The sequence below is a fragment of the Microbacterium testaceum StLB037 genome (assembly GCF_900104345.1).
Taxonomy (GTDB): domain Bacteria; phylum Actinomycetota; class Actinomycetes; order Actinomycetales; family Microbacteriaceae; genus Microbacterium; species Microbacterium testaceum_A.
On sequence record NZ_FNJN01000007.1, the window covers coordinates 139,704 to 159,977 of the forward strand.

The following is a 20,274-nucleotide window of genomic DNA, read 5'->3' on the forward strand; positions in this document are numbered from 1 at the left end:
ATGAGGCATGCGACCCCTCCGGGTGCTCGGAGGGCCGTCTCTTTTGATCGTTCAAATGACGGTTCGACTACGGTAAGGAACGGCGGTGTTTCCTGTCAAGCGGTTGCTCGCCCGCTTAGGCTGTCGGTCTGACCGTCAGGCCTGCGTGCGCGTCATCGCGGAACGCGCAGGCGTCGAAGGATCGGAAGAACCGGATGCCGCGGGGCACCGGCCACGGCACGGGGGAGACGAGGCATGGCGAAGGCGCCCACCGTCGACGACGTCGCACGCGCCGCCGGCGTCTCGCGGCAGACCGTCTCGAACGTCGTGAACACCCCCGACATCGTGCGCGAGGCCACCCGCCTGCGCGTCGAAGCCGCGATCGCCGAGCTCGGATACCGCCCGCACGCCGCCGCGCGCCGCCTGCGCACGCGTCGCAGCTCCACCATCGGCATCCATCTCGATCCGTATGCCGGGGGGATCTCGGGCGTCGTGCTCGACCGCTTCGTGCACGCCCTCACCGAACGCGCGGGCGAGCGCGACATGCGCGTGCTGCTGTACGCCGCGCGCACCCCCGAAGAGGAGATCGCGCGCCTCGGCGACCTGCTCGAGGGGGGAGAGGTCGATGCCGTCGTCATCACCGGCACCTTCCACGGCGACCCGCGCACGGGGTGGCTGCTCGAGCGCGCCCTGCCGTTCGTGTCGTTCGGCCGCCCGTGGGGCGAGGATGATGTCGAAGCGCCCGCGCACCTCTGGGTCGACGTCGACGGAGCGGCCGGCACGAGCGCAGCCACCGCGCACCTGCTCGGGCAGGGTTCTTCGCGGATCGCGTTCCTCGGCTGGCCGGGCGGATCCGGCACCGGCGACGAACGCGAACGCGGCTGGCGCGAGAGCGCGGCCTCGGGACCGCGGTGGGTCGTCGAAGAGAACGTCTCGGCCGCGCGCGACGTCGTCGCCGCAGGGCTCGCCGCCGACCCGGGAGTGACGGGCATCGTGTGCGCGAGCGATTCGCTCGCGATCGGCGCGCACCTCGCCGTCACTCTCGCCGGCCGCCCCGACATCACGGTCATCGGCTTCGACAACACCCCCGCGGTGGAGGCGCTCGGCCTCTCGAGCGTCGAGCAGTTGCCCGAAAAGGTGGCATCCGGAGCCCTCGACCTGCTCATGGGCGAGAACGGCACGGTCATCGCCCCCCGCGCCCCGACGGCCGGGGCGGCGCACGTGCTGGTGGAGCCGCGGCTGGTCGTGCGCTGACGCGCTGCGGTGGGCGCGCCGAGGCGGCTGAATCGGGCGGTTTGGGGCGATCTTTTGCGTTTGGGGCGGGAATCTCACGCCCCAAACGACGGAATGTGCCCCGAACCGGGAGAACGCGTGGGCGCAGCGCCCACTCGGCCCGGCGCCCACTCGGCCCGGTGCTCAGCGGTCGCCGCGGTCCTCGGCGCGACGGTCGCGTCGCGGGCATGTCCACGGTTTGGGGCGATACTTTGCGTCTGGGGCGGGAATCTCACGCCCCGAACGACGGAACGCGCCCCAAACCGTGAGAACAAGAGGCCCCGGCCCCGCAACCCGGCACCCGCGTCAGGCCGGCCGGCCGATGCGGCGGGCGAGCTCGGCGGCGGTTCCGGATGCCGCTGACGCCAGTGCCGCGGCATCGCGCGGCGGGCCGTCGGCCGGCCACGTGATCGCCACGGCCGCGGCGGGCCACCCGGCGTGATCCAGCACCGCAGCGGCGACGGAGCGGAATCCGGGCGTGACCTCGCCGTTCTCGCTCGCGTGGCCGTCTGCCCGCACCAGTCGGAGCATCTCGCGCAGCTCGCGCGGAGTCGCGGGGCCCGCGCCGTGGCGCTGGGTGAGGGCCGTGGCATCCGGGAACAACGCCCGCACCTGTTCGCGAGGAAGCGCCGCGAGCATCGCCCGACCCGTCGCGGTGAGGTGCGCGGGCAGGCGCACGCCCACGTCGGTCACGAGCGCGGGGCGGCGCGGAGCGCGCTCTTCGACGATGTACAGCACGTCGCGTCCGGCCAGCACGGCGAGGTGTGCGGATTCGCCGACCCGGTCGGAGAGCCCCGCGAGCAGCGGCCGGCCGAGGCGGGCGAGGGGTTGCTGCCGGGCGTAGCCGCCGCCGAGCTCGAACGCCGCGGTGCCGAGGCCCCAGCGGCGGTCGCCGGGCAGGTGCACGACGTAGCCGTGCTGCTCGAGGGTCGCGAGCAGGTGATAGACGCTCGAACGCGGGATGTGGAGGGTCGTCGCGATCGACTGCGCAGCCATCGGGCCGGGCTGGCGCGCGAGCAGCGAGAGGATCCGCAGCGTCTGATCGGCGGCGGGGACCTGCGGGCGGGGATTGTCTGGCATGACAGACACAGGATGCCAGAACCCGGTCGTCGCGCGACAGTGCGCACGATGGAATCGGCGTATGAACGCGAGCGTCACCGTCGGATCCCAGCCCCTCACCCCTCAGGACGTCGTCGCCGTCGCGCGACACGACGCGCGGGTGACGGTGGACGACGACGCTCTGCAGCGCGTGGCCGACACGCGCGCTCTCATCGAGGCGCTCGCCGACGACCCGCAGCCGCATTACGGCATCTCGACCGGCTTCGGTGCGCTGGCGACGACCTTCATCGCCGAGGACCGGCGCGCCCAGCTGCAGGCGAGCCTCATCCGCTCGCACGCCGCGGGCACCGGCTCCGAGGTGGAGCGCGAGGTCGTGCGCGCCCTCATGCTGCTGCGCCTGCAGACCCTCGCGACCGGCCGAATCGGCGTGCGACCGGTCGTCGTCGAGACCTACGCCGCCCTGCTGAACGCCGGGATCACCCCGGTCGTGCGCGAGTACGGCTCGCTCGGCTGCTCGGGCGACCTCGCTCCGCTGTCGCACGTGGCCCTCGCGGTGATGGGCGAGGGGGAGGTGCGCGATGCCGCCGGTGATCTGCGATCCGCCGCCGACGCACTCGTCGCCGCGGGGATCGCCCCGGTCGCCCTGCGCGAGAAGGAGGGCCTCGCCCTCATCAACGGCACCGACGGCATGCTCGGCATGCTGCTGCTGGCCCTGCACGACCTCGAGATGCTGCTCACCACGGCCGACGTCTCGGCGGCGATCTCGATCGAGTCGCAGTTGGGGACGGATGCCGTGTTCGCGGCCGACCTGATGGCGCTCCGCCCGCAGGTCGGCCAGGCGGCATCCGCGGCGAACCTTCGCTCGTTCCTCGCCGGTTCGCCCATCGTCGCGAGCCACCGCGGGCCCGAGTGCACGCGCGTGCAGGATGCCTACTCCCTGCGCTGCGCGCCCCAGGTGCACGGCGCCGCGCGCGACACGATGGCCCACGCGGCGCAGGTCGCCGAGCGCGAGCTGGCATCCGCCGTCGACAACCCCGTCGTCACCGTCGACGGGCGCGTCGAGTCGAACGGCAATTTCCACGGCGCCCCCGTCGCGTACGTGCTCGACTTCCTCGCGATCGCGGTCGCCGACGTCGCCTCGATGTCGGAGCGCCGCACCGACCGCGCGCTCGACGTCGCGCGGAGCAACGGGCTGCCGCCCTTCCTCGCCGACGAGGTGGGGGTCGACTCGGGCCTGATGATCGCGCAGTACGCCGCCGCGGGAATCGTGTCGGAGCTCAAGCGCCTCGCCGCCCCCGCCTCGGTCGACTCGATCCCCTCGAGCGCCATGCAGGAGGACCACGTCTCGATGGGGTGGGCGGGTGCCCGCAAGCTCCGTCGCGCGATCGACGGACTCGCCCGCGTGCTCGCGATCGAAGTGCTGACCGGATGCCGTGCCCTCGACCTGCACGCTCCCCTCCAGCCCGCGGCGGCCACCGGCGCCGTGCGCGACCTCGTCCGTACGCGTGTCGAGGGCCCCGGCCCCGACCGCTTCGTCTCGCCCGAGATCGAGGCGGTCACCGACCTCGTCGCCTCGGGCGCGGTGGCGCGGGCCGCGCTCGCGCAGACGGACGCCGCCCACACGCCCTCCACTCCCGTACACACCGCCTGACCTCGCGCCCCGATCGAAGGAGATCCGCCATGACCGACACCACCACGACCGGCACGGCACCGGTCGACACGACGCCCGAAGCCGCCGCCCCGGCACCGGAAGTCGCCACGGCCGCAGGACTGGTCACGCAGGCCGCAGCCGCAACGACCGCCGGGGTCCCGGCATCCGCTCCCCGCTCTCCGATCCGCGCGGCGCGCGGCTCCGAGCGCACCGCGAAGAGCTGGGGCGCCGAGGCCGCCAAGCGGATGCTCATGAACAACCTCGACCCCGAGGTCGCCGAGCGTCCCGACGACCTGGTCGTCTACGGCGGCACGGGCAGGGCGGCGCGGTCGTGGGAGGCGTACGACGCGATCGTCCGCACGCTCGACGAGCTCGAGCCCGACGAGACCCTGCTCGTGCAGTCGGGCAAGCCGGTGGGCGTATTCCGCACGCACGAGTGGGCGCCGCGCGTGCTCATCGCGAACTCGAACCTCGTGGGCGACTGGGCGACGTGGCCCGAGTTCCGCAGACTCGAAGAGCTGGGGCTCACGATGTACGGGCAGATGACGGCCGGGTCGTGGATCTACATCGGCACGCAGGGCATTCTGCAGGGTACGTACGAGACGTTCGCGGCCGTCGCCACCTCGCTCGGCTGCGAGTCGCTCGCCGGCACCCTCACCCTCACCGCCGGGTGCGGCGGCATGGGCGGGGCGCAGCCGCTCGCCGTCACGATGAACGGCGGAGCGGTGCTCATCGTCGACGTCGACCGCACGCGCCTCGACCGCCGCGTCGCCCACGGCTACCTCGACGAGGTCGCTCCCGATCTCGACGCGGCCGTCGAACGGGTGAGCGCGGCACGCGAGGCGGGTGAGGCGCTGTCGGTCGGCGTCGAGGGCAACGCGGCCGAGGTGTTCCCGGAGCTTCTGGCCCGCGGCATCCGGATCGACATCGTCACCGATCAGACCAGCGCGCACGACCCGCTGTCGTACCTGCCGGTCGGCGTCTCGCTCGATCAGTGGCAGGCCGAAGCCGCCCGTGACCCCGAGGACTTCACCCGCCGGGCGCGCGAGAGCATGGCGTCCCACGTGAAGGCGATGGTGGGATTCCAGGATGCCGGGGCGGCGGTGTTCGACTACGGCAACTCGATCCGCCGCGAGGCGGAGCTCGGCGGGTACGACCGGGCGTTCGCGTTCCCGGGCTTCGTGCCCGCGTATATCCGCCCGCTGTTCGCCGAGGGCAAGGGACCGTTCCGCTGGGTCGCGCTCTCGGGAGACCCCGGAGACATCGCCAAGACCGACCGGGCCGTCGCCGAACTCTTCCCGGAGGACGCAGCCCTGCACCGCTGGCTCGACAAGGCGGGAAAGCAGGTGCAGGTCGAGGGCCTGCCCGCGCGCATCTGCTGGCTCGGCTACCAGGAACGCCACCTGGCGGGCCTGAAGTTCAACGAGATGGTGGCCTCGGGCGAGCTGGCGGGACCCATCGTGATCGGCCGCGACCACCTCGACGCGGGATCCGTCGCCTCGCCCTACCGCGAGACCGAAGCCATGGCCGACGGCTCGGACGCCATCGCCGACTGGCCCCTGCTCAACGCGCTGCTGAACACCGCGAGCGGAGCGTCGTGGGTGTCGATCCACCACGGCGGCGGGGTGGGGATCGGCCGCAGCATCCACGCGGGACAGGTGTGCGTCGCCGACGGCACCGAGCTCGCCGCCGAGAAGCTCGCCCGCGTGCTCGTCAACGACCCCGGCACCGGAGTCATGCGCCACGTCGACGCCGGTTACGACCGCGCTCGCGAAGTGGCGGCCGAGCGCGGCCTGACGGTGCCGATGTGGTGAGCGCTTCCGCGCTGACCGGTGCCGATGTGGTGAGCGCTTCCGCGCTGACCGGTGCCGACGCGGTGAGTGCTTCGGAGCGGACCAGTGGGGACGCGGGGGCCGACGGAGCCGGACGCGCGTTCCTGCTGACGAACATCGGCGAGCTCACCACCAACGTCTCCGCCTCGGGCGACCCGTGCGGAACGCTGCGCGACGCGGCGGTCCTCGTGCGCGCGGGGCGCGTGGAGTGGACGGGGCTGACGACCGAAGTTCCGGATGCCCCGGGCCTCACCGTCGACGCGAGGATCGAGGTCATCGATGTCGGCGGTCGCGCCATGATCCCGGGGTTCGTCGACAGCCACGCGCACCTCGTCTTCGGCGGCGATCGGGCCGAGGAGTTCGCAGCGCGCATGGAGGGGAAGCGGTACGCGGCGGGAGGGATCCGCACCACCGTCGCCGCGACACGGTCCGCCTCCGACGACGAACTCCGCGAGCGCCTGCGCTCCCTCGTCGCCGAGTGTCGCGCACAGGGGACGACGACGCTCGAGATCAAGACGGGCTACGGCCTCGACGTCGAGACCGAGCTGCGGCTCGCGCGACTCGCCGCGGAGGTCACCGACGAGGTCACCTTCCTCGGCGCTCACGTCGTCGCGCCCGAGTTTGCCGGGCGCGCGGATGAGTACATCGACCTCGTGGTGGGCGAGATGCTCGACGCCGTGTCACCGCTCGTCCGCTGGGTCGACGTCTTCTGCGAGACCGGCGCGTTCACGGCCGCCCAGAGTCGGCGCGTGCTCGAGGCGGGTCGGGCGAAGGGGCTCGGCATCCGGGTGCACGGAAACCAACTCGGCGCGGGAGACGGGGTGGCACTCGCTGTGTCCCTGGATGCCGCCTCCGTCGATCACTGCACGTTCGTCTCGGATGCGGATGTGGCCGCGCTCGCCGCATCCGACACCGTCGCGACCCTGCTGCCGGGGGTGGAGTTCTCGACGCGCCAGCCGTACCCCGACGCGCGGCGCCTTCTCGACGCGGGAGTGACGGTCGCGCTCGCGAGCGACTGCAACCCGGGATCGAGTTTCACCAGCTCGATGCCGCTCATGATCGCCCTCGCCGTACGCGAGATGGGGATGACGCCCGCCGAGGCGGTGTGGGCCGCCACCGCGGGCGGCGCACGGGCACTGCGGCGCACGGATGTGGGCGTGATCCATCCCGGCGCGCGCGCCGACCTCGTGCTGCTCGAGGCCCCGACCCGCGTGCACCTGGCCTATCGGCCGGGTGTGCCCCTCGTGCGGACCGTCTGGAAGGACGGGGCCGAGGTCTGAGACAGGGCGGGCGGACGGCGGGCGGCCGGCCTCAGGGCGTCAGCAGCTCGAACTCGTCGGGAGGGGTGGCGTCGACGTCGTCCCACGTTCCCTCGTGCCACGTGAAGATCGCCACCGCGCACGTGACCATGCGTTCGTCGCGATCGGCCAGGCGCGACACGAGGGCGCTCATCCCGGGGTCGTGAGCGACCACCATCACCTCGTCGACTCCCGCGGCGCGCGCGGAGGCGAGCAGCTGCGCGGGCTCGGCGAGATAGAGCTCGGCGTGCTCGACGACCTCGGCATCGAACGCGCGAGCGAACGCCTCGGCGGTCTGTCGGGCGCGCAGCGCCGTGCTCGAGAGCACGACCTCGGGGCGGACGCCCTTGCGCACGACGGTCCGGGCCATCGCCGGTGCATCGCGTCGGCCGCGGTCGTTGAGCGGACGGTCGTGGTCGTCGAGCCCCTCGTCGGCCCAGTCCGACTTCGCATGCCGCGCCAGAACCAATTGGATCATCGTCTTTCCGCCATTCCTGCCAGGAGCTCCAGAACGCACAGCGCGGCCAGTCGCACGGTGCGGGCGTCGGGAGTGTCTGCCGTGGCATCCACCTCGACGATGTCGGCGCTCGTCACGCCGGGGTCTCGGGCCAACCCGCGCGCGAGGGCGCGCAACTCCCAGGCGGCGAGTCCGCCCGGGACGCTCGCGGGGCAGCCCGGGGCGACCGAGCGGTCGCACACGTCCACATCGATGTCGAGGTGGATGCCGGAGGCCGCTGCCGCGGCATGGCCCGGCGCGGGGGCGGAGGTCCGGGTCGTCGGGTCATCGGTCGGGGACGCGACCGCGTGGCCGTCCGCCCACTCCACGGGTCCGTTCGCCGGCGATACGCCCGTGCCGCGGGCGATGCGCAGCGCCTCGGCGACGACCTCGTCGATGCCGCGGCGACGCACCTCGTCGAGCGTGATGACGGTGATGCCCGCGTCGAGAGCGCGCTGCGCGTACGCCGCCGAATTCGCGAAGTCGGCGATGCCGATCTGAACGATGCGGCGCGGGTCGAGACCGTCGGCGATGAGTCGCCGCACGGGGGAGCCGTTCGACTCTCCGTCGCGGAGATCGAAGTGCGCGTCGAGGGTGATCAGACCCCCGACTCCGCGTCCCTGAGCGACACCGTAGGTGGCGGAGTTGTCCCCGCCGAGGGCGATCACCAGACGGGCCGCCGAGAGCGCCGCCACGGCTGCGCGCACGCGCGCCTCGCCGTCACGCCCGTCGGGGTCGTCGACGTCACCGGCGTCCGCGATGGTCAGTGCGGCGGTGAGATCGAGAGGCGGGGGGCCGAGCACCGTCGGCGAGAAGCGCCGGAGAGCCTCGCGCACGGCCGCCGGTGTTTCGCCCGCGCCGGTCGGGGAGAGGGACGTGCGCCACGCGGGGATCCCGAGCAGGACGGCATCCGGCGCCGTCTTCTCATCGGGGGCGGGCCAGTCCCCTGCGCGCGGCCAGAGCGGGTCGACGGACAGGGCGCTCATGCAGCCACGTAGACCCAGGCGCGGATGCCGCTGGCCAGGACGACGGAGGCGCGGCGGTAGAGCGAGACCTCGTACTCGTCGGCGGCGTCGAGTTCTTCGGGCGTCACGCGCAGCACGCGTCCGAACACGCGGTCGCGCGGGTCGTCGGTGCGGCGCAGGATCGGGTGTCGGTCGAGGCCGGAAAGGCGCGCAACCCCCTCGTCGGCGATGTCGGTCCACTCGAGGCGGTAGCCGGCCAGGGCGTCTTCTGCGCCCTCGACGCGGTGACCGAAGGTGTCGAGTTGCACCTCGGGCAGCTGCAGCGTCCCGTAGGTGAAGAGGGACTCCGTGCCCGAACCGTCGCTCACGCGCACCAGGCTACTCACGCGGCGGCGGCGAGGGGCGGCGCGACGCGAGAGGTTTCGGCCAGCGAGTGCGCGAACCGTCATGATCCCCACACCAGATGGGCGACCGTGAAGATCAACAGGCCCGCGAGAGCACCGACGATCGTGCCGTTCAGACGGATGTACTGCAGGTCGCGCCCGACCATGAGCTCGATCTTCTCGGTGGTCTCTTCGGCGTCCCAGCGTTCGACCGTGTCGGTGATGACCGACGCGATGTCGTGCCGGTACCGCCCCACGACGAACACCGCCGCATCGGTGACCCAGCCGTCGACCCGCTTCTGCAGGGCCTCGTCGCGCTGCAGGCGGACGCCGACCTCGGCGAGGGCGGCGGAGGCGCGAAGACGCAGGGCGCTCTCGGGGTCGGCGAGCGAACGCAGGAGACCGGCCTTGGCGGTGTTCCAGGCATCGGCCGCCAACTGCCGCACCCGCGGGCTGTCGAAGACCGCGGCCTTCGCCTCTTCGAGACGCACCATCGTCGCCGGGTCGTGCTGAAGGCTGTCGGCCAGTCGCCCGAGATAACCGTCGATCGCACCGCGCGCCTGGTGCCGAGGATCGGCGCGCACCGCGTCGACGAACTGCACGGCCTCGCGGTACACGGTGTCGTCGACGAGCCGTGCGGCCATGCTGGGCACCCAGGCCGGGAGTCGACGCGAGACCAGCCCCTGGAACGTGTCGCGGTTGTTGCCGAGCCAGACCGCGATGTTGTCGAGGGCGAGATCCACGGCGCCGTGGTGAGCACCCGAGCCGACGACGCGTTCGAGCCATCCACCGATCGAGGGGCCCCAGTCGGGGGAGAGGAGGTGTTCGCGGGCGAGGTCTTCGATGAGACCCTGCACGTCGTCGTCGCTCAGCGCGGTGAGGACGCTCGATGCGAGGGTCGCGCCCTCGGCGGCCACGCGGTCGGCGTGTGCGGGATCGGCGAGCCAGGCTCCGGCCCGCGCCGAGAGCGGCGTGGATTCGAGCTTCGTGCGCACGACGTCGCCCTCGAGGAAGTTCGTCTCGACGAACTCGCCCAGCTGGCGCCCGATCTCGTCTTTTCGGCGCGGGATGATCGCCGTGTGCGGGATGGGCAGGCCCAGCGGGTGCCGGAACAGCGCGGTGACCGCGAACCAGTCGGCCAGGGCGCCCACCATGCCGCCCTCGGCCGCCGCGCGGACGTACTGCAGCCACTCGACCTCGCGCTGCAGCGAGAACGACACCGCGAAGACGAGGGCCATCGCGATCAGGGCGCCGAGAGCGACCCCCTTCATCACCCGGAGAGCGCGGCGGCGCTCCTGATCGGCCGGGCTCAGCGCCCGGGTCGGCGTGCGCGCCATCAGTCGGTCACCGGCCCGAGCCAGGCCGTGGCCGCGGTGGAGTGCGCCGACTCGGAGTCGGAGGGGTGGAACATGCCGGCGAGGACGTCGCGGTACAACCGGCTCAGCTCGTGGCGCGAGAAGTACGCCGAACCGCCGCCGACGAGGACGGCGTCGTCGACGACCTCTTTCGCCATGGCGACGGCGCGGTACTTCACGCCCGACAGCAGGGTGAACCAGCGCGCGCCGTGGTCGACGAGGGTGTCGACGTCGGAGGCGAGCGAGGCCAACTGCGGCGGGAGCGCGTCGTAGGCGAGCGCCATATCGGCGACGCGCCACCGGATGTCGGGGTCGTTCGCGTAAGTGGTCCCGGTCTTCTTGGACCGGCGCGAGGTCGCCGCCTCGACCGCGAGGTCGATGGCCCGCCGCGCGATGCCCGTGTAGACGGAGGCCAGCAGGATCTCGAAGACGGCGAAGATGCCGAACACGAGGGGATCGGGCTGGGGCCCCGGGACGACACGGCGGATGACGCGGTCGGCGGGAGCGTGCGCACCACGAAGCTCGGTCGTGCGGCTCTGCGTGCCGCGCATGCCGAGGGTGTCCCAGTCGTCGCGGGCGACGACGTCGTCGCTGCGGTCGAGGAACGCGAACACCATGCGGGGGCCCTCGGGTGAGGTCTCGTCGAGCCCGTGCACACCGAGGTGGTCCCAGACGGGGGACAGCGAGGTGAAGATCTTCGTCCCCGTGAACGTGTAGCCGCCCCGCCCGTCGGGGCGAGCCTCGGTGTCGCTGCCGAACAGGACCAGGTCGTTGCCCGCCTCGCTGATGCCGAAGGCGAACACCTCACCAGCGGCCGCGCCGCGCTGGACGAAGGCGAGATCGTCGAGCCCGCGATCGCTCAGCACCTTCGCGACGCCGGTCCACACGAGGTGCATGTTCACCGCCAGGGCCGTTGCCGGGGCCGCGCCCGCGAGGCGCTGCTGCAGGAGCGATGCCTCGGCGAGACTCAGCCCCGCTCCGCCGAGTTCGGTGGGCACCAGGATGCCGAGATACCCGGCCTCCCGCAGCTCGTCGAGGTCGTCATGAGGGAACGTGTTCTCGCGGTCGTGCACCACGGCGCGCTCACGGATGCGCGCGAGCAGGTCGTCGGGCAGGTACCGAGCCGGATCGAACGAGGTCATGGCATCCATTCTGCTCGGCCCCACCGACATCGCGGGCGGGGTGGCATCGCGGCGCGAAACGCGTATGCGCGGGTCAGCGCAGGGCGTCGAGGACGGCGGCCACCGCGGCCTCCGGCCGGTCGCGATGCGGAGAGTGGCCGGCGCCGTCGACGACGCTCATCGTCACGACGGGATTGCGGAGGACCTCGGCCGCGAGCTCGCCCGTGAAGATCGAGTGCACCGCCGGATCGGCTCCGACCACGTGCGTCGGCACCGACAGCGCGGCCGCCGCCGCGCGCACGTCCCACACGGCGTTCTGCAGGCTCGTCTGCTCGACGGCCCACCGGCTCGCGCGCGTCGTCGCTCGTGCCTTCAACTCGACATCGATCGGGTGCCAGTCGGGATGCGCGGCCCGGACGGCGGCGATGCTCGGGTCGTCGAACGACTGCTCCTGGCTCGCGCGGACGATCGCGCGGTCCTCCTCCGACAAGAGGATGGCGGGGTCGATGAGCACGAGGCGACGGGTCCACCCCGGGCTCTCGGACGCGGCGAGAGTCGATGCGGCGCCGCCGAGGGAGTGCCCGACGACCGCGTCCCACGCCCCGCCGCGCGGGGGCGTCGTCCCGCGCAGATCAGCCGCGTACGCCGACAGGCGGTAGTCGAGGGCGCGCGGTGCGTCTCCGTGCCCGCGGAGGTCGACGGCGACGGCGCGCCACCCCGCCTCGGCCAGCGCGACGCCGTACCGCCACATGAGGGCTCCGTCGGAGCCGAGTCCGTGCGCGAGCAGCGCCTGCGGTCCGCGCGGGTCGCCCCAGGCGAGCTGCGGAAGGGTCACGGGAGAGGGCATGGCATCCATCTTGCTCCGTCCGCGCGCAGCGCCGCCGACCCGTCGTCACAGAACGCCCCCAGAATGGATGCCATGATCTCGACCGAGATGGCCCAGGCCCTGCGCGAGGCCGGATTGGTGTGGCATCCGCGATCCGGTGACCGCTTCCAGCTCGACGAACCGGAGTTCGAGGCCGACGTCTTCACCGTCAGCGACATGACGGTGGAGCCGCGCGACTACCCCACGGGTCGGATCCTCGCGTTCAACGGCACGACGGAATGGGCGCTCGACTCGGTCGCGACCGAGGACGCGCTGTGGCTGCCGTCGGAGTCGCAGCTGCGCGAGATGCTGCGCTCGACCTTCCGCTCCCTGCGTCGACTGTCCGACACCTACGAAGTCGAGATCTCGATCGGCGGGTCGACGCTGGTGTTCGACCACCCGGCCCCGGCGGATGCGTACGCACTCGCCGTGCTCGAGTTGCTGCGACGCACGCACTGACCCGCCCGTCGGGGCGTTCCGACACGGGATGCCGCGCCCCGGCATCCGCTCAGGTGATGGTGGGCACCGGTTCGGTGTCGGGGATGGGGCTCGCGTCGCGGTGGCGGAGATCGGGGAATCCACGGACGAAAACCGCGGCGACGACGAAGCCGAGCACCGCGAATCCGGCCGCGGCGACGTACGCGCCGGTCGGGCCGACCCCGTCGACGAGGAAGCCCGCCACGGCCGAGCCCGCGGCCGCGCCGATGAGCTGACCCGTGCCGATCCAGCCGTAGGCCTCGGCCGTCTCGCTGAAGCGGACGCTCGCCGAGGTCATGGCGAACATCACGGCCAGCGCCGGCGCGATGCCGGCACCGGCGACGAGCAGGGTCGCACCGATCCACCACGCGTTGAGCGAGAAGACGGTGAGAGAGAGCCCGAGGGCGACGATCGCGAAACGTCGGGCCATCGCCCAGGGGCCGATGGGGATGTGGCCGAACGACAGGCCACCGGCGAGACTGCCGACGGCGAAGACGGCGAGGATGAGACCCGCCTCGAGCCCGCCGTGGTCGAAGGTCGCGACGACGCCCGCCTCGACCGCCGAGCACGCGCCGATCAGGAGGAACCCGGTGGCGGTGGCGAGGATGACCGGCGGTTTCGCCAGGACGCGACCGAGCCCGCGGCGGCTGCGCGGGATGCGCACGCGGCCGACCTCGGGGCTGAGGATGAACCACGCGCCCCCGCCGAGGAGGATGACCACGACGAGGAGCAGACCCGGGACGGTGCCGATCTGCGTCGCCACGAGGGTGATGAGCACCGGTGCGAGGACCCAGATGATCTCTTGCAGCGAGGCGTCGAGCGAGTACAGCGGGGTGAGCCGCTGGGAGTTGACCATCTTGGGGTAGATGGTGCGGACCGCCGACTGCACGGGCGGGGTGGAAAGGCCGGCGATGAGGCCGAGCACCATGTAGAGGGGGAGCGGCATCTCGATGAGGGCGAGGGTCGCGATCGCCGCCGCGCACACGAGGAGCGTGACGGTGAGCACGCGGCGCATGCCCCAGATGCCCATCCAGCGGCTGGTGACGGGGCCGGCGACGGCCTGGCCGATGCTCGTGGCGGCCAGGACGAGGCCGGCGGCGCCGTACGAACCGGTGACGTGCTCGATGTGCAGGAGCACGGCGAGGCTGGTCATGCCGTTGGGGAAACGCGCCGTCAACTGCGCGGCGATGATGCGCCCCACGCCTGGGGTTCGAAGGAGTTCGCGGTAGCCGGCCACCGGATAACGCTACAGCCGACCTCCGACATGCGCCGAGGCCCCGTCCGTCCGCCGCGTCGCGACACGCCGCGACACGCCCACGGACGTTTTCGCTCGCCTGTGCAATGTCGGAACCCCCGTCTAGCGTCCGACCTGTGGACAGACATCGAGCGGAGCCGCGAGAACCGCGGAATCGCGCCTGTTAACAACACCCGGGAAGGGGGTCGATCTGTGGATGAAATCGTGGACAACCTGTGTTGTACATGGGGAGAGACGGTGGAAAATCACACTGATGTAACTACTACCCCTTGTGGTGCCTTCCGATGTCCGTCCCCATATGTAGTATTGAGGTCCCGGCTGGCCCTGCCCGCCCGGACACAGTTTTTCCAGGGGAGAGAGAGAACGACATGGCGATCACGGTCTACACCAAGCCGTCCTGCGTCCAGTGCACCGCGACCTACCGCGCACTCGACTCGAAGGGCATCGAGTACAACGTGCTCGACCTGTCCGAAGACCCGACGGCGCTCGAGCAGGTCAAGTCGCTCGGGTACCTTCAGGCACCCGTCGTCGTCACCGACGAGGACCACTGGTCGGGCTTCCGCCCCGACAAGATCGACGAGCTCGCTTCGCGCCTCGCCTGATCCGGCGACAGGCTCTCAGACCACCGTCATGAGCACTGTCCTGTCGGCGACCGAGGCTCCGCTGCTGGTCTACTTCTCGAGCGTGTCGGGCAACACCGCGCGTTTCATCGAGAAGCTCGGCAAGCGGGCCGTGCGCATTCCGCTGCGGCCGACCGATCCGCCCCTCCACGTCGACGAACCCTTCGTGCTGGTCACCCCCACATACGGTGGGGGTGCCGGCCGGGGCGTCGAGAAGGGCGCGGTCCCCAAGCAGGTCATCCGGTTCCTCAACGAGGAGCGGAACCGACGCAACATCCGCGGGGTCATCTCCGCGGGGAACACGAATTTCGGCGATGCCTTCTGCCTCGCCGGCGACATCATCAGCCGCAAGTGCGCCGTGCCGCACCTGTACCGGCTGGAAGTATTCGGCACGCCCGACGACGTCGAGCGGGTCACCGAGGGATTGGAACGATGGTGGAAGTTGAGCTGACCGACGTGGACTTCAAGACCGAGGCGCGATTCGAGGGAATGGATTACCACGCCCTCAACGCGATGCTGAACCTGTACGACGCCGACGGCAAGATCCAGTTCGACGCCGACAAGCGGGCGGCGCGGGAGTACTTCCTGCAGCACGTCAACCAGAACACGGTCTTCTTCCACTCGCTCAAGGAGCGCCTCGACTATCTCGTCGAGAAGGAGTACTACGAGCCCACCGTGCTCGAGAAGTACTCGATGGACTTCATCCAGGAGCTCAACGACCGCGCCTACGGCGCGAAGTTCCGCTTCGAGACCTTCCTCGGCGCCTTCAAGTACTACACGAGCTACACGCTCAAGACCTTCGACGGAAAGCGCTACCTCGAGCGCTTCGAGGACCGCGTCGTCATGACCGCCCTCGCCCTCGCCGACGGCGACCCCCGTCTGGCCGTCCAGCTCGTCGACGAGATCATCTCGGGCCGCTTCCAGCCGGCCACCCCCACGTTCCTCAACGCGGGCAAGGCGCAGCGCGGCGAGCTCGTGTCGTGCTTCCTGCTCCGCATCGAAGACAACATGGAGTCGATCGCCCGCGGCATCAACTCGGCGCTGCAGCTGTCCAAGCGCGGCGGCGGCGTGGCCCTGCTGCTGTCGAACATCCGCGAAGCGGGTGCACCGATCAAGCAGATCGAGAACCAGTCGTCGGGCATCATCCCCGTCATGAAGCTCCTCGAAGACAGCTTCAGCTACGCCAACCAGCTCGGAGCGCGTCAGGGCGCCGGCGCGGTGTACCTCAACGCCCACCACCCCGACATCCTCCGCTTCCTCGACACCAAGCGCGAGAACGCCGACGAGAAGATCCGCATCAAGACGCTGTCGCTGGGTGTCGTCATCCCCGACATCACCTTCGAGCTCGCGAAGAACGGCGAGGACATGTACCTCTTCTCGCCGTACGACGTCGAGAAGGTCTACGGCAAGCCGTTCGGCGACATCTCGGTCACCGAGAAGTACCGCGAGATGGTCGACGACCCGCGCATCAAGAAGACGAAGATCAACGCGCGCGAGTTCTTCCAGACCCTCGCCGAGATCCAGTTCGAGTCGGGCTACCCGTACATCATGTTCGAGGACACGGTGAACAAGGCCAACCCGATCGCCGGTCGCATCAACATGTCGAACCTGTGCTCCGAGATCCTGCAGGTCAACACGCCGACCACGTACAACGAGGACCTCTCGTACGACACCATCGGCAAGGACATCTCCTGCAACCTCGGATCGATGAACATCGCCCTCGCGATGGACGGCGGCGACCTCGGCCTCACGGTCGAGACCGCGATCCGGGCCCTCACCGCGGTCAGCGTGCAGAGCCACATCGCCTCGGTGCGCTCGATCGAAGACGGCAACGACCGTTCGCACGCCATCGGCCTCGGCCAGATGAACCTGCACGGTTACCTCGCTCGTGAGCACGTCTACTACGGCTCCGAAGAGGGTATCGACTTCACGAACATCTACTTCTACACGGTGCTGTTCCACGCGCTGCGGGCCTCGAACCGCCTCGCGATCGAGCGCGGCACGGCCTTCGACGGCTTCGAGAACTCCACCTACGCATCGGGCGAGTTCTTCGACAAGTACACCGACCAGGTGTGGGAGCCGCAGACGGCCAAGGCGAAGGAGCTCTTCGCCGGGGTCCAGATCCCCACGCAGGACGACTGGCGCGAGCTGAAGGCCTCGATCCAGGCGCACGGTATCTACAACCAGAACCTGCAGGCCGTACCCCCGACCGGCTCGATCTCGTACATCAACAACTCCACGAGCTCGATCCACCCGATCGCCTCGAAGATCGAGATCCGCAAGGAAGGCAAGCTCGGTCGCGTCTACTACCCGGCTCCGTTCATGACGAACGAGAACCTGGAGTACTACCAGGACGCGTACGAGATCGGCTACGAGAAGGTCATCGACACGTACGCCGCCGCGACGCAGCACGTCGACCAGGGCCTGTCGCTGACGCTGTTCTTCAAGGACACCGTCACCACCCGCGACATCAACAAGGCTCAGATCTACGCGTGGCGCAAGGGCATCAAGACCATCTACTACATCCGTCTGCGTCAGCTGGCTCTCGAGGGAACCGACATGACCGAGTGCGTCTCGTGCATGCTCTGACCCGCTGACCACCCATCGATCAAGGACACAGGAACGACATGGCTGAGAAGCTGCAGTTGCTGAACCACGTGCAGGCCATCAACTGGAACCGCATCCAGGACGACAAGGACCTCGAGGTCTGGAACCGTCTCGTGAACAACTTCTGGCTGCCCGAGAAGGTGCCGCTGTCGAACGACATCCAGTCGTGGAACACGCTCACCCCCGAGGAGCAGACGCTCACGATGCGCGTGTTCACGGGGCTCACGCTCCTCGACACGATCCAGGGCACGGTCGGCGCCGTCTCGCTCATCCCCGATGCGATCACCCCGCACGAGGAGGCCGTCTACACGAACATCGCGTTCATGGAGTCGGTGCACGCGAAGAGCTACTCGTCGATCTTCTCGACGCTGTGCTCGACGAAAGAGATCGACGAGGCGTTCCGCTGGTCGACCGAGAACGAGTTCCTTCAGAAGAAGGCGCGCATCGTCATGGACTACTACCGTGGCGACGACCCGCTCAAGCGCAAGGTCGCCTCGACCCTGCTCGAGTCATTCCTGTTCTACTCGGGCTTCTACCTGCCGATGCACTGGTCGAGCCGCGCCAAGCTCACCAACACGGCCGACCTGATCCGCCTCATCATCCGCGACGAGGCCGTGCACGGGTATTACATCGGCTACAAGTTCCAGCGCGGTCTCGAGACGGTCGACCAGGCCCGTCGCGACGACATCAAGGACTACACGTTCTCGCTGATGTACGAGCTCTACGACAACGAGGTGGGCTACACGCAGAGCCTGTACGACTCGGTCGGACTCAGCGAAGACGTGAAGAAGTTCCTTCACTACAACGCGAACAAGGCGCTGATGAACCTCGGCTACGAGGCGATGTTCCCCGCGTCGGTCACGAACGTGAACCCCGCGATCCTCTCGGCCCTGTCGCCGAACGCCGACGAGAACCACGACTTCTTCAGTGGCTCGGGCTCGTCATACGTCATCGGCAAGGCTGAGGCGACCGAGGACGACGACTGGGACTTCTGAGTCCCGACGCCCACGACGAAGCCCGCCCCGCATCGCGCGAGGGCGGGCTTCGTCGTTCCCTCCGCCGTCGCCGGCGCTGACCCCGGCCGACGCTCGTACCCTGGACACCATGGCCGACGACGAGCACGACGATCAGGAACAGCGAGCCCTCCGCTCGATCGAGGCCATCAACGCGGGCGCCGACATCGGCGACGAGGCGTTCCGGCTCGCGAACGAGTTCACCGACCGCCACACGTCGCGGTTCACGGCGTGGCTGAAACGCCGCCGCCGCTAGAGCGAAGCCTCAGGCGGGCCACTCCCGCGACTCGAGCCGCTCCAGCAGCACCTCGGCCGCCGAGCCCTCCATGGCGCGGACCCAGCGCTGCGTCTCGGATCCGCTGCTCGACACCGTCCGCCCGCGTTCGCCGCGTTCGAGCCGCACGTCGACGTGGCCCGACGCGACGCTGACGCCGCGCAGCGCCCCCGCGGCCACCATCGCGGCGAGCGGGTCGTGCAGCGCGCAGCGCCGGTCGGGGAAGACCCCGGCGTAGAAGTCGAGGTAGTGCGGCAGCATCCGCGCGAGCGCCTGCGGCACGGCACCCGGGATCGCCTCGAGACGCACGAGGTCGGCGGCATCCAGGGTCTGCGTCATCGTGACGTCGAGGGGGACGAGGGTGGTGTCCCAGTCCTGCGCGAAGACCACCGCCGCGGCCTCGGGGTCGTTGTGGATGTTCGCCTCTGCCCACGCCGTGACGTTCCCCGAGTGGGCGAAGGCGCCGCCCATGACGACGAGGCGGTCGAACAGGGCGACTCCCGGTGCCTCGGCGTAGGCCGCGAGGTTCGTCAGGGGCCCCAGGGCGAGGACGGTGAGGTCCGGATGCCGCGACGCCAGGTGGTCGATGAGCTCGACCGCCGCGCGGGCATCGTGCGCGCGGGCCGCGGCGCTCAGCGCGATGCCGCCGAGGCCGTCGTCCCCGTGCACGTGCGGCGCACCCCCGGCGTACGCGCGGGCGCGGAAATCATGGGCGCCGATCGCGACCGGGATGTCGTCCTCGCCGGCGAGCTCGAACAGCGACAGGGTGTTGGCGGCCGCGCGGGCGGCATCCGTGTTCCCCGAAACGGTCGTCACGCCCACGACCTCGACCGAGGGCTCGGCCAGCAGGTACGCGAGGGCGAGGGCGTCGTCGATGCCGGTATCGCAGTCGACGAGGATCGGGCGGCGGCTCATGCGGGGACTCCGTACGTGTCGAGGGCGGCGAGTGCCGGTTGCGAGGCGTCGTCGGCCACGGCGGCCGAGCCCACCGCGCAGGCGCGCGCGAGGGCATCGGCTTCGTCGTCGCCGCGAAGAAGCCCGACGACGAGGGCTGCGCAGAACGCGTCTCCTGCGCCGACGGTGTTGCGGACGGTGGTCGGCACCCCGGCCGCCGAGGCGACGAGCTCGCCCCGGCGGGAGAGTCGCGCGCCCTCGGCGCCCAGCGTGACGCACAGCAGGGGCGCGTCGTGCACCTCGGGCAGCTGCGCGTACTCGGTCTCGTTGACGATCACGAGATCACACCGCTCGAGGACGTCGGCCGGAAGCGCGCGGGCGGGGGCGGCATTGACCGCGAGGAACCCGGCTGCGCGTGCGGCGGCCGAGACCACGGCATCCGACACCTCCAGCTGCAGCAGCACCGCCGCTCCCGGTTCGATGCCGAGCGCGTCCGCGTCGATCGCGGCGTTCGCCCCGGCGCAGACGACGATCGAGTTCTCGCCCGTCGCGTCGACGACGATCAGGGCGGTGCCGGTCGCGGCATCCGCGGTCTGCACGCCCGAGGCATCGACTCCGATCGATGCGAAGCGGTCCCGGATGCCGAGGCCCTCGGCGTCATCGCCGACGGCGCCGATGAGCCGGACGTCGGCGCCGAGGCGGGCAGCGGCGACCGCCTGGTTCGCGCCTTTGCCGCCCGGGCCGCGGTCGAGGACGCCGTCGGCGACCGTTTCGCCGGGGCCGGGGGAGCGCTGGACGCGAGCGGTGAGGTCGACGTTGATCGCGCCGACGACGGTGAGCTGAGCAGTGATGAGGAAG

The 20,274-nt window shown here is 70.7% G+C and carries 20 protein-coding genes; 10 read left to right on the forward strand and 10 right to left on the reverse strand.

Annotated elements, in window-relative coordinates; translation table 11 throughout:
- Window positions 1–234: 234 nt before the first annotated feature.
- Window positions 235–1,233, forward strand: coding sequence for a LacI family DNA-binding transcriptional regulator (locus BLS25_RS14845; RefSeq protein WP_056229021.1), 999 nt, complete (start codon window positions 235–237; stop codon window positions 1,231–1,233).
- Between the two features lie 324 nt (window positions 1,234–1,557).
- On the opposite strand, the gene BLS25_RS14850 is transcribed toward BLS25_RS14845, so the two are convergent.
- Window positions 1,558–2,331 carry an IclR family transcriptional regulator gene (locus BLS25_RS14850; RefSeq protein ID WP_074696708.1) on the reverse strand — a complete coding sequence of 258 codons (774 nt, stop codon included), beginning with the start codon at window positions 2,329–2,331 and terminating at the stop codon, window positions 1,558–1,560.
- A gap of 61 nt (window positions 2,332–2,392) precedes the next feature.
- Between BLS25_RS14850 and hutH the strand changes: the two genes are divergently transcribed.
- From hutH to hutI, 3 genes are all read left to right on the forward strand, one after another.
- Complete coding sequence (hutH, locus tag BLS25_RS14855) at window positions 2,393–3,961, forward strand: histidine ammonia-lyase (RefSeq protein ID WP_074696710.1); 1,569 nt, start codon at window positions 2,393–2,395, stop codon at window positions 3,959–3,961.
- Between the two features lie 29 nt (window positions 3,962–3,990).
- Window positions 3,991–5,775: a urocanate hydratase gene (locus tag BLS25_RS14860; protein ID WP_081349877.1), complete on the forward strand. Its 1,785-nt coding sequence runs from the start codon at window positions 3,991–3,993 to the stop codon at window positions 5,773–5,775.
- A 122-nt stretch (window positions 5,776–5,897) separates the two neighbouring features.
- Window positions 5,898–7,073: an imidazolonepropionase gene (hutI, locus tag BLS25_RS14865; protein WP_074696843.1), complete on the forward strand. Its 1,176-nt coding sequence runs from the start codon at window positions 5,898–5,900 to the stop codon at window positions 7,071–7,073.
- Between the two features lie 31 nt (window positions 7,074–7,104).
- Here the strand turns inward: hutI and BLS25_RS14870 are convergent, their stop codons facing one another.
- The 6 genes from BLS25_RS14870 to BLS25_RS14900 all read right to left on the reverse strand — a co-directional run bounded on the left by BLS25_RS14870 (window position 7,105) and on the right by BLS25_RS14900 (window position 12,258).
- On the reverse strand, window positions 7,105–7,569 hold the full coding sequence (locus BLS25_RS14870; RefSeq protein ID WP_074696712.1) for a SixA phosphatase family protein: 465 nt from the start codon (window positions 7,567–7,569) through the stop codon (window positions 7,105–7,107).
- Window positions 7,566–8,573: an arginase family protein gene (locus BLS25_RS16505; RefSeq protein ID WP_081349878.1), complete on the reverse strand. Its 1,008-nt coding sequence runs from the start codon at window positions 8,571–8,573 to the stop codon at window positions 7,566–7,568. The genes BLS25_RS14870 and BLS25_RS16505 overlap by 4 nt, the downstream gene beginning before the upstream one ends.
- Window positions 8,570–8,920, reverse strand: a complete 351-nt coding sequence (locus tag BLS25_RS14885) for a gamma-glutamylcyclotransferase family protein (protein WP_056229800.1) — start codon at window positions 8,918–8,920, stop codon at window positions 8,570–8,572. Before BLS25_RS14885 ends, BLS25_RS16505 begins: the two co-directional genes overlap by 4 nt.
- Before the next feature lie 77 nt (window positions 8,921–8,997).
- Window positions 8,998–10,272: a DUF445 domain-containing protein gene (locus BLS25_RS14890; protein WP_056229005.1), complete on the reverse strand. Its 1,275-nt coding sequence runs from the start codon at window positions 10,270–10,272 to the stop codon at window positions 8,998–9,000.
- Window positions 10,272–11,432, reverse strand: coding sequence for an acyl-CoA dehydrogenase family protein (locus BLS25_RS14895; protein WP_056229001.1), 1,161 nt, complete (start codon window positions 11,430–11,432; stop codon window positions 10,272–10,274). Before BLS25_RS14895 ends, BLS25_RS14890 begins: the two co-directional genes overlap by 1 nt.
- 73 nt (window positions 11,433–11,505) lie before the next feature.
- A complete protein-coding gene (locus tag BLS25_RS14900) occupies window positions 11,506–12,258 on the reverse strand; it encodes an alpha/beta fold hydrolase (protein WP_074696845.1) in 753 nt (250 codons plus the stop codon).
- A gap of 72 nt (window positions 12,259–12,330) precedes the next feature.
- Between BLS25_RS14900 and BLS25_RS14905 the strand changes: the two genes are divergently transcribed.
- Window positions 12,331–12,735, forward strand: coding sequence for a pilus assembly protein CpaE (locus BLS25_RS14905; protein WP_074696714.1), 405 nt, complete (start codon window positions 12,331–12,333; stop codon window positions 12,733–12,735).
- 49 nt (window positions 12,736–12,784) lie between these two features.
- Here BLS25_RS14905 and BLS25_RS14910 read toward each other — a convergent pair whose 3' ends face one another.
- A complete protein-coding gene (locus BLS25_RS14910; protein WP_056228990.1) occupies window positions 12,785–13,990 on the reverse strand; it encodes an MFS transporter in 1,206 nt (401 codons plus the stop codon).
- A 386-nt stretch (window positions 13,991–14,376) separates the two neighbouring features.
- On the opposite strand from BLS25_RS14910, the gene nrdH reads away from it, so the two are divergent.
- The 5 genes from nrdH (at window position 14,377) to BLS25_RS16995 (ending at window position 18,504) form a co-directional block, all read left to right on the forward strand.
- Entirely contained in the window at window positions 14,377–14,610 is a 234-nt protein-coding gene (nrdH, locus tag BLS25_RS14915; RefSeq protein WP_056228987.1) for a glutaredoxin-like protein NrdH, read from the forward strand.
- Between the two features lie 28 nt (window positions 14,611–14,638).
- Window positions 14,639–15,079 (forward strand): class Ib ribonucleoside-diphosphate reductase assembly flavoprotein NrdI, encoded by a 441-nt coding sequence (nrdI, locus tag BLS25_RS14920; protein ID WP_056228982.1) that lies wholly within the window; start codon window positions 14,639–14,641, stop codon window positions 15,077–15,079.
- Window positions 15,061–17,217, forward strand: coding sequence for a class 1b ribonucleoside-diphosphate reductase subunit alpha (nrdE, locus tag BLS25_RS14925; protein WP_056228978.1), 2,157 nt, complete (start codon window positions 15,061–15,063; stop codon window positions 17,215–17,217). The genes nrdI and nrdE overlap by 19 nt, the downstream gene beginning before the upstream one ends.
- 38 nt (window positions 17,218–17,255) lie before the next feature.
- Window positions 17,256–18,230 (forward strand): class 1b ribonucleoside-diphosphate reductase subunit beta, encoded by a 975-nt coding sequence (gene nrdF / locus BLS25_RS14930; protein WP_074696716.1) that lies wholly within the window; start codon window positions 17,256–17,258, stop codon window positions 18,228–18,230.
- A gap of 109 nt (window positions 18,231–18,339) precedes the next feature.
- Window positions 18,340–18,504, forward strand: a complete 165-nt coding sequence (locus BLS25_RS16995) for a hypothetical protein (protein ID WP_176786390.1) — start codon at window positions 18,340–18,342, stop codon at window positions 18,502–18,504.
- A gap of 9 nt (window positions 18,505–18,513) precedes the next feature.
- Here the strand turns inward: BLS25_RS16995 and BLS25_RS14935 are convergent, their stop codons facing one another.
- The gene (locus tag BLS25_RS14935; protein ID WP_056228815.1) at window positions 18,514–19,437 is read right to left on the reverse strand and encodes a nucleoside hydrolase; all 924 of its coding nucleotides are present in this window, start codon (window positions 19,435–19,437) and stop codon (window positions 18,514–18,516) included.
- Entirely contained in the window at window positions 19,434–20,267 is an 834-nt protein-coding gene (locus BLS25_RS14940; RefSeq protein ID WP_074696718.1) for a ribokinase, read from the reverse strand. The genes BLS25_RS14935 and BLS25_RS14940 overlap by 4 nt, the downstream gene beginning before the upstream one ends.
- Window positions 20,268–20,274 lie beyond the last annotated feature (7 nt).

What these genes read in the sequence shown, in the direction of transcription:
- nrdH (WP_056228987.1), top strand. Translation starts at nt 14,377, where the DNA reads ATGGCGATCACGGTCTACACCAAGCCGTCCTGCGTCCAGTGCACCGCG.
- BLS25_RS14890 (WP_056229005.1), bottom strand. Translation starts at nt 10,272, where the DNA reads ATGGCGCGCACGCCGACCCGGGCGCTGAGCCCGGCCGATCAGGAGCGC.
- nrdI (WP_056228982.1), top strand. Translation starts at nt 14,639, where the DNA reads ATGAGCACTGTCCTGTCGGCGACCGAGGCTCCGCTGCTGGTCTACTTC.
- nrdF (WP_074696716.1), top strand. Translation starts at nt 17,256, where the DNA reads ATGGCTGAGAAGCTGCAGTTGCTGAACCACGTGCAGGCCATCAACTGG.
- BLS25_RS14870 (WP_074696712.1), bottom strand. Translation starts at nt 7,569, where the DNA reads ATGATCCAATTGGTTCTGGCGCGGCATGCGAAGTCGGACTGGGCCGAC.
- BLS25_RS14895 (WP_056229001.1), bottom strand. Translation starts at nt 11,432, where the DNA reads ATGACCTCGTTCGATCCGGCTCGGTACCTGCCCGACGACCTGCTCGCG.
- nrdE (WP_056228978.1), top strand. Translation starts at nt 15,061, where the DNA reads ATGGTGGAAGTTGAGCTGACCGACGTGGACTTCAAGACCGAGGCGCGA.
- BLS25_RS16995 (WP_176786390.1), top strand. Translation starts at nt 18,340, where the DNA reads ATGGCCGACGACGAGCACGACGATCAGGAACAGCGAGCCCTCCGCTCG.
- BLS25_RS14860 (WP_081349877.1), top strand. Translation starts at nt 3,991, where the DNA reads ATGACCGACACCACCACGACCGGCACGGCACCGGTCGACACGACGCCC.
- BLS25_RS14935 (WP_056228815.1), bottom strand. Translation starts at nt 19,437, where the DNA reads ATGAGCCGCCGCCCGATCCTCGTCGACTGCGATACCGGCATCGACGAC.
- hutH (WP_074696710.1), top strand. Translation starts at nt 2,393, where the DNA reads ATGAACGCGAGCGTCACCGTCGGATCCCAGCCCCTCACCCCTCAGGAC.
- BLS25_RS14900 (WP_074696845.1), bottom strand. Translation starts at nt 12,258, where the DNA reads ATGCCCTCTCCCGTGACCCTTCCGCAGCTCGCCTGGGGCGACCCGCGC.
- BLS25_RS14845 (WP_056229021.1), top strand. Translation starts at nt 235, where the DNA reads ATGGCGAAGGCGCCCACCGTCGACGACGTCGCACGCGCCGCCGGCGTC.
- BLS25_RS14850 (WP_074696708.1), bottom strand. Translation starts at nt 2,331, where the DNA reads ATGCCAGACAATCCCCGCCCGCAGGTCCCCGCCGCCGATCAGACGCTG.
- BLS25_RS16505 (WP_081349878.1), bottom strand. Translation starts at nt 8,573, where the DNA reads ATGAGCGCCCTGTCCGTCGACCCGCTCTGGCCGCGCGCAGGGGACTGG.
- BLS25_RS14905 (WP_074696714.1), top strand. Translation starts at nt 12,331, where the DNA reads ATGATCTCGACCGAGATGGCCCAGGCCCTGCGCGAGGCCGGATTGGTG.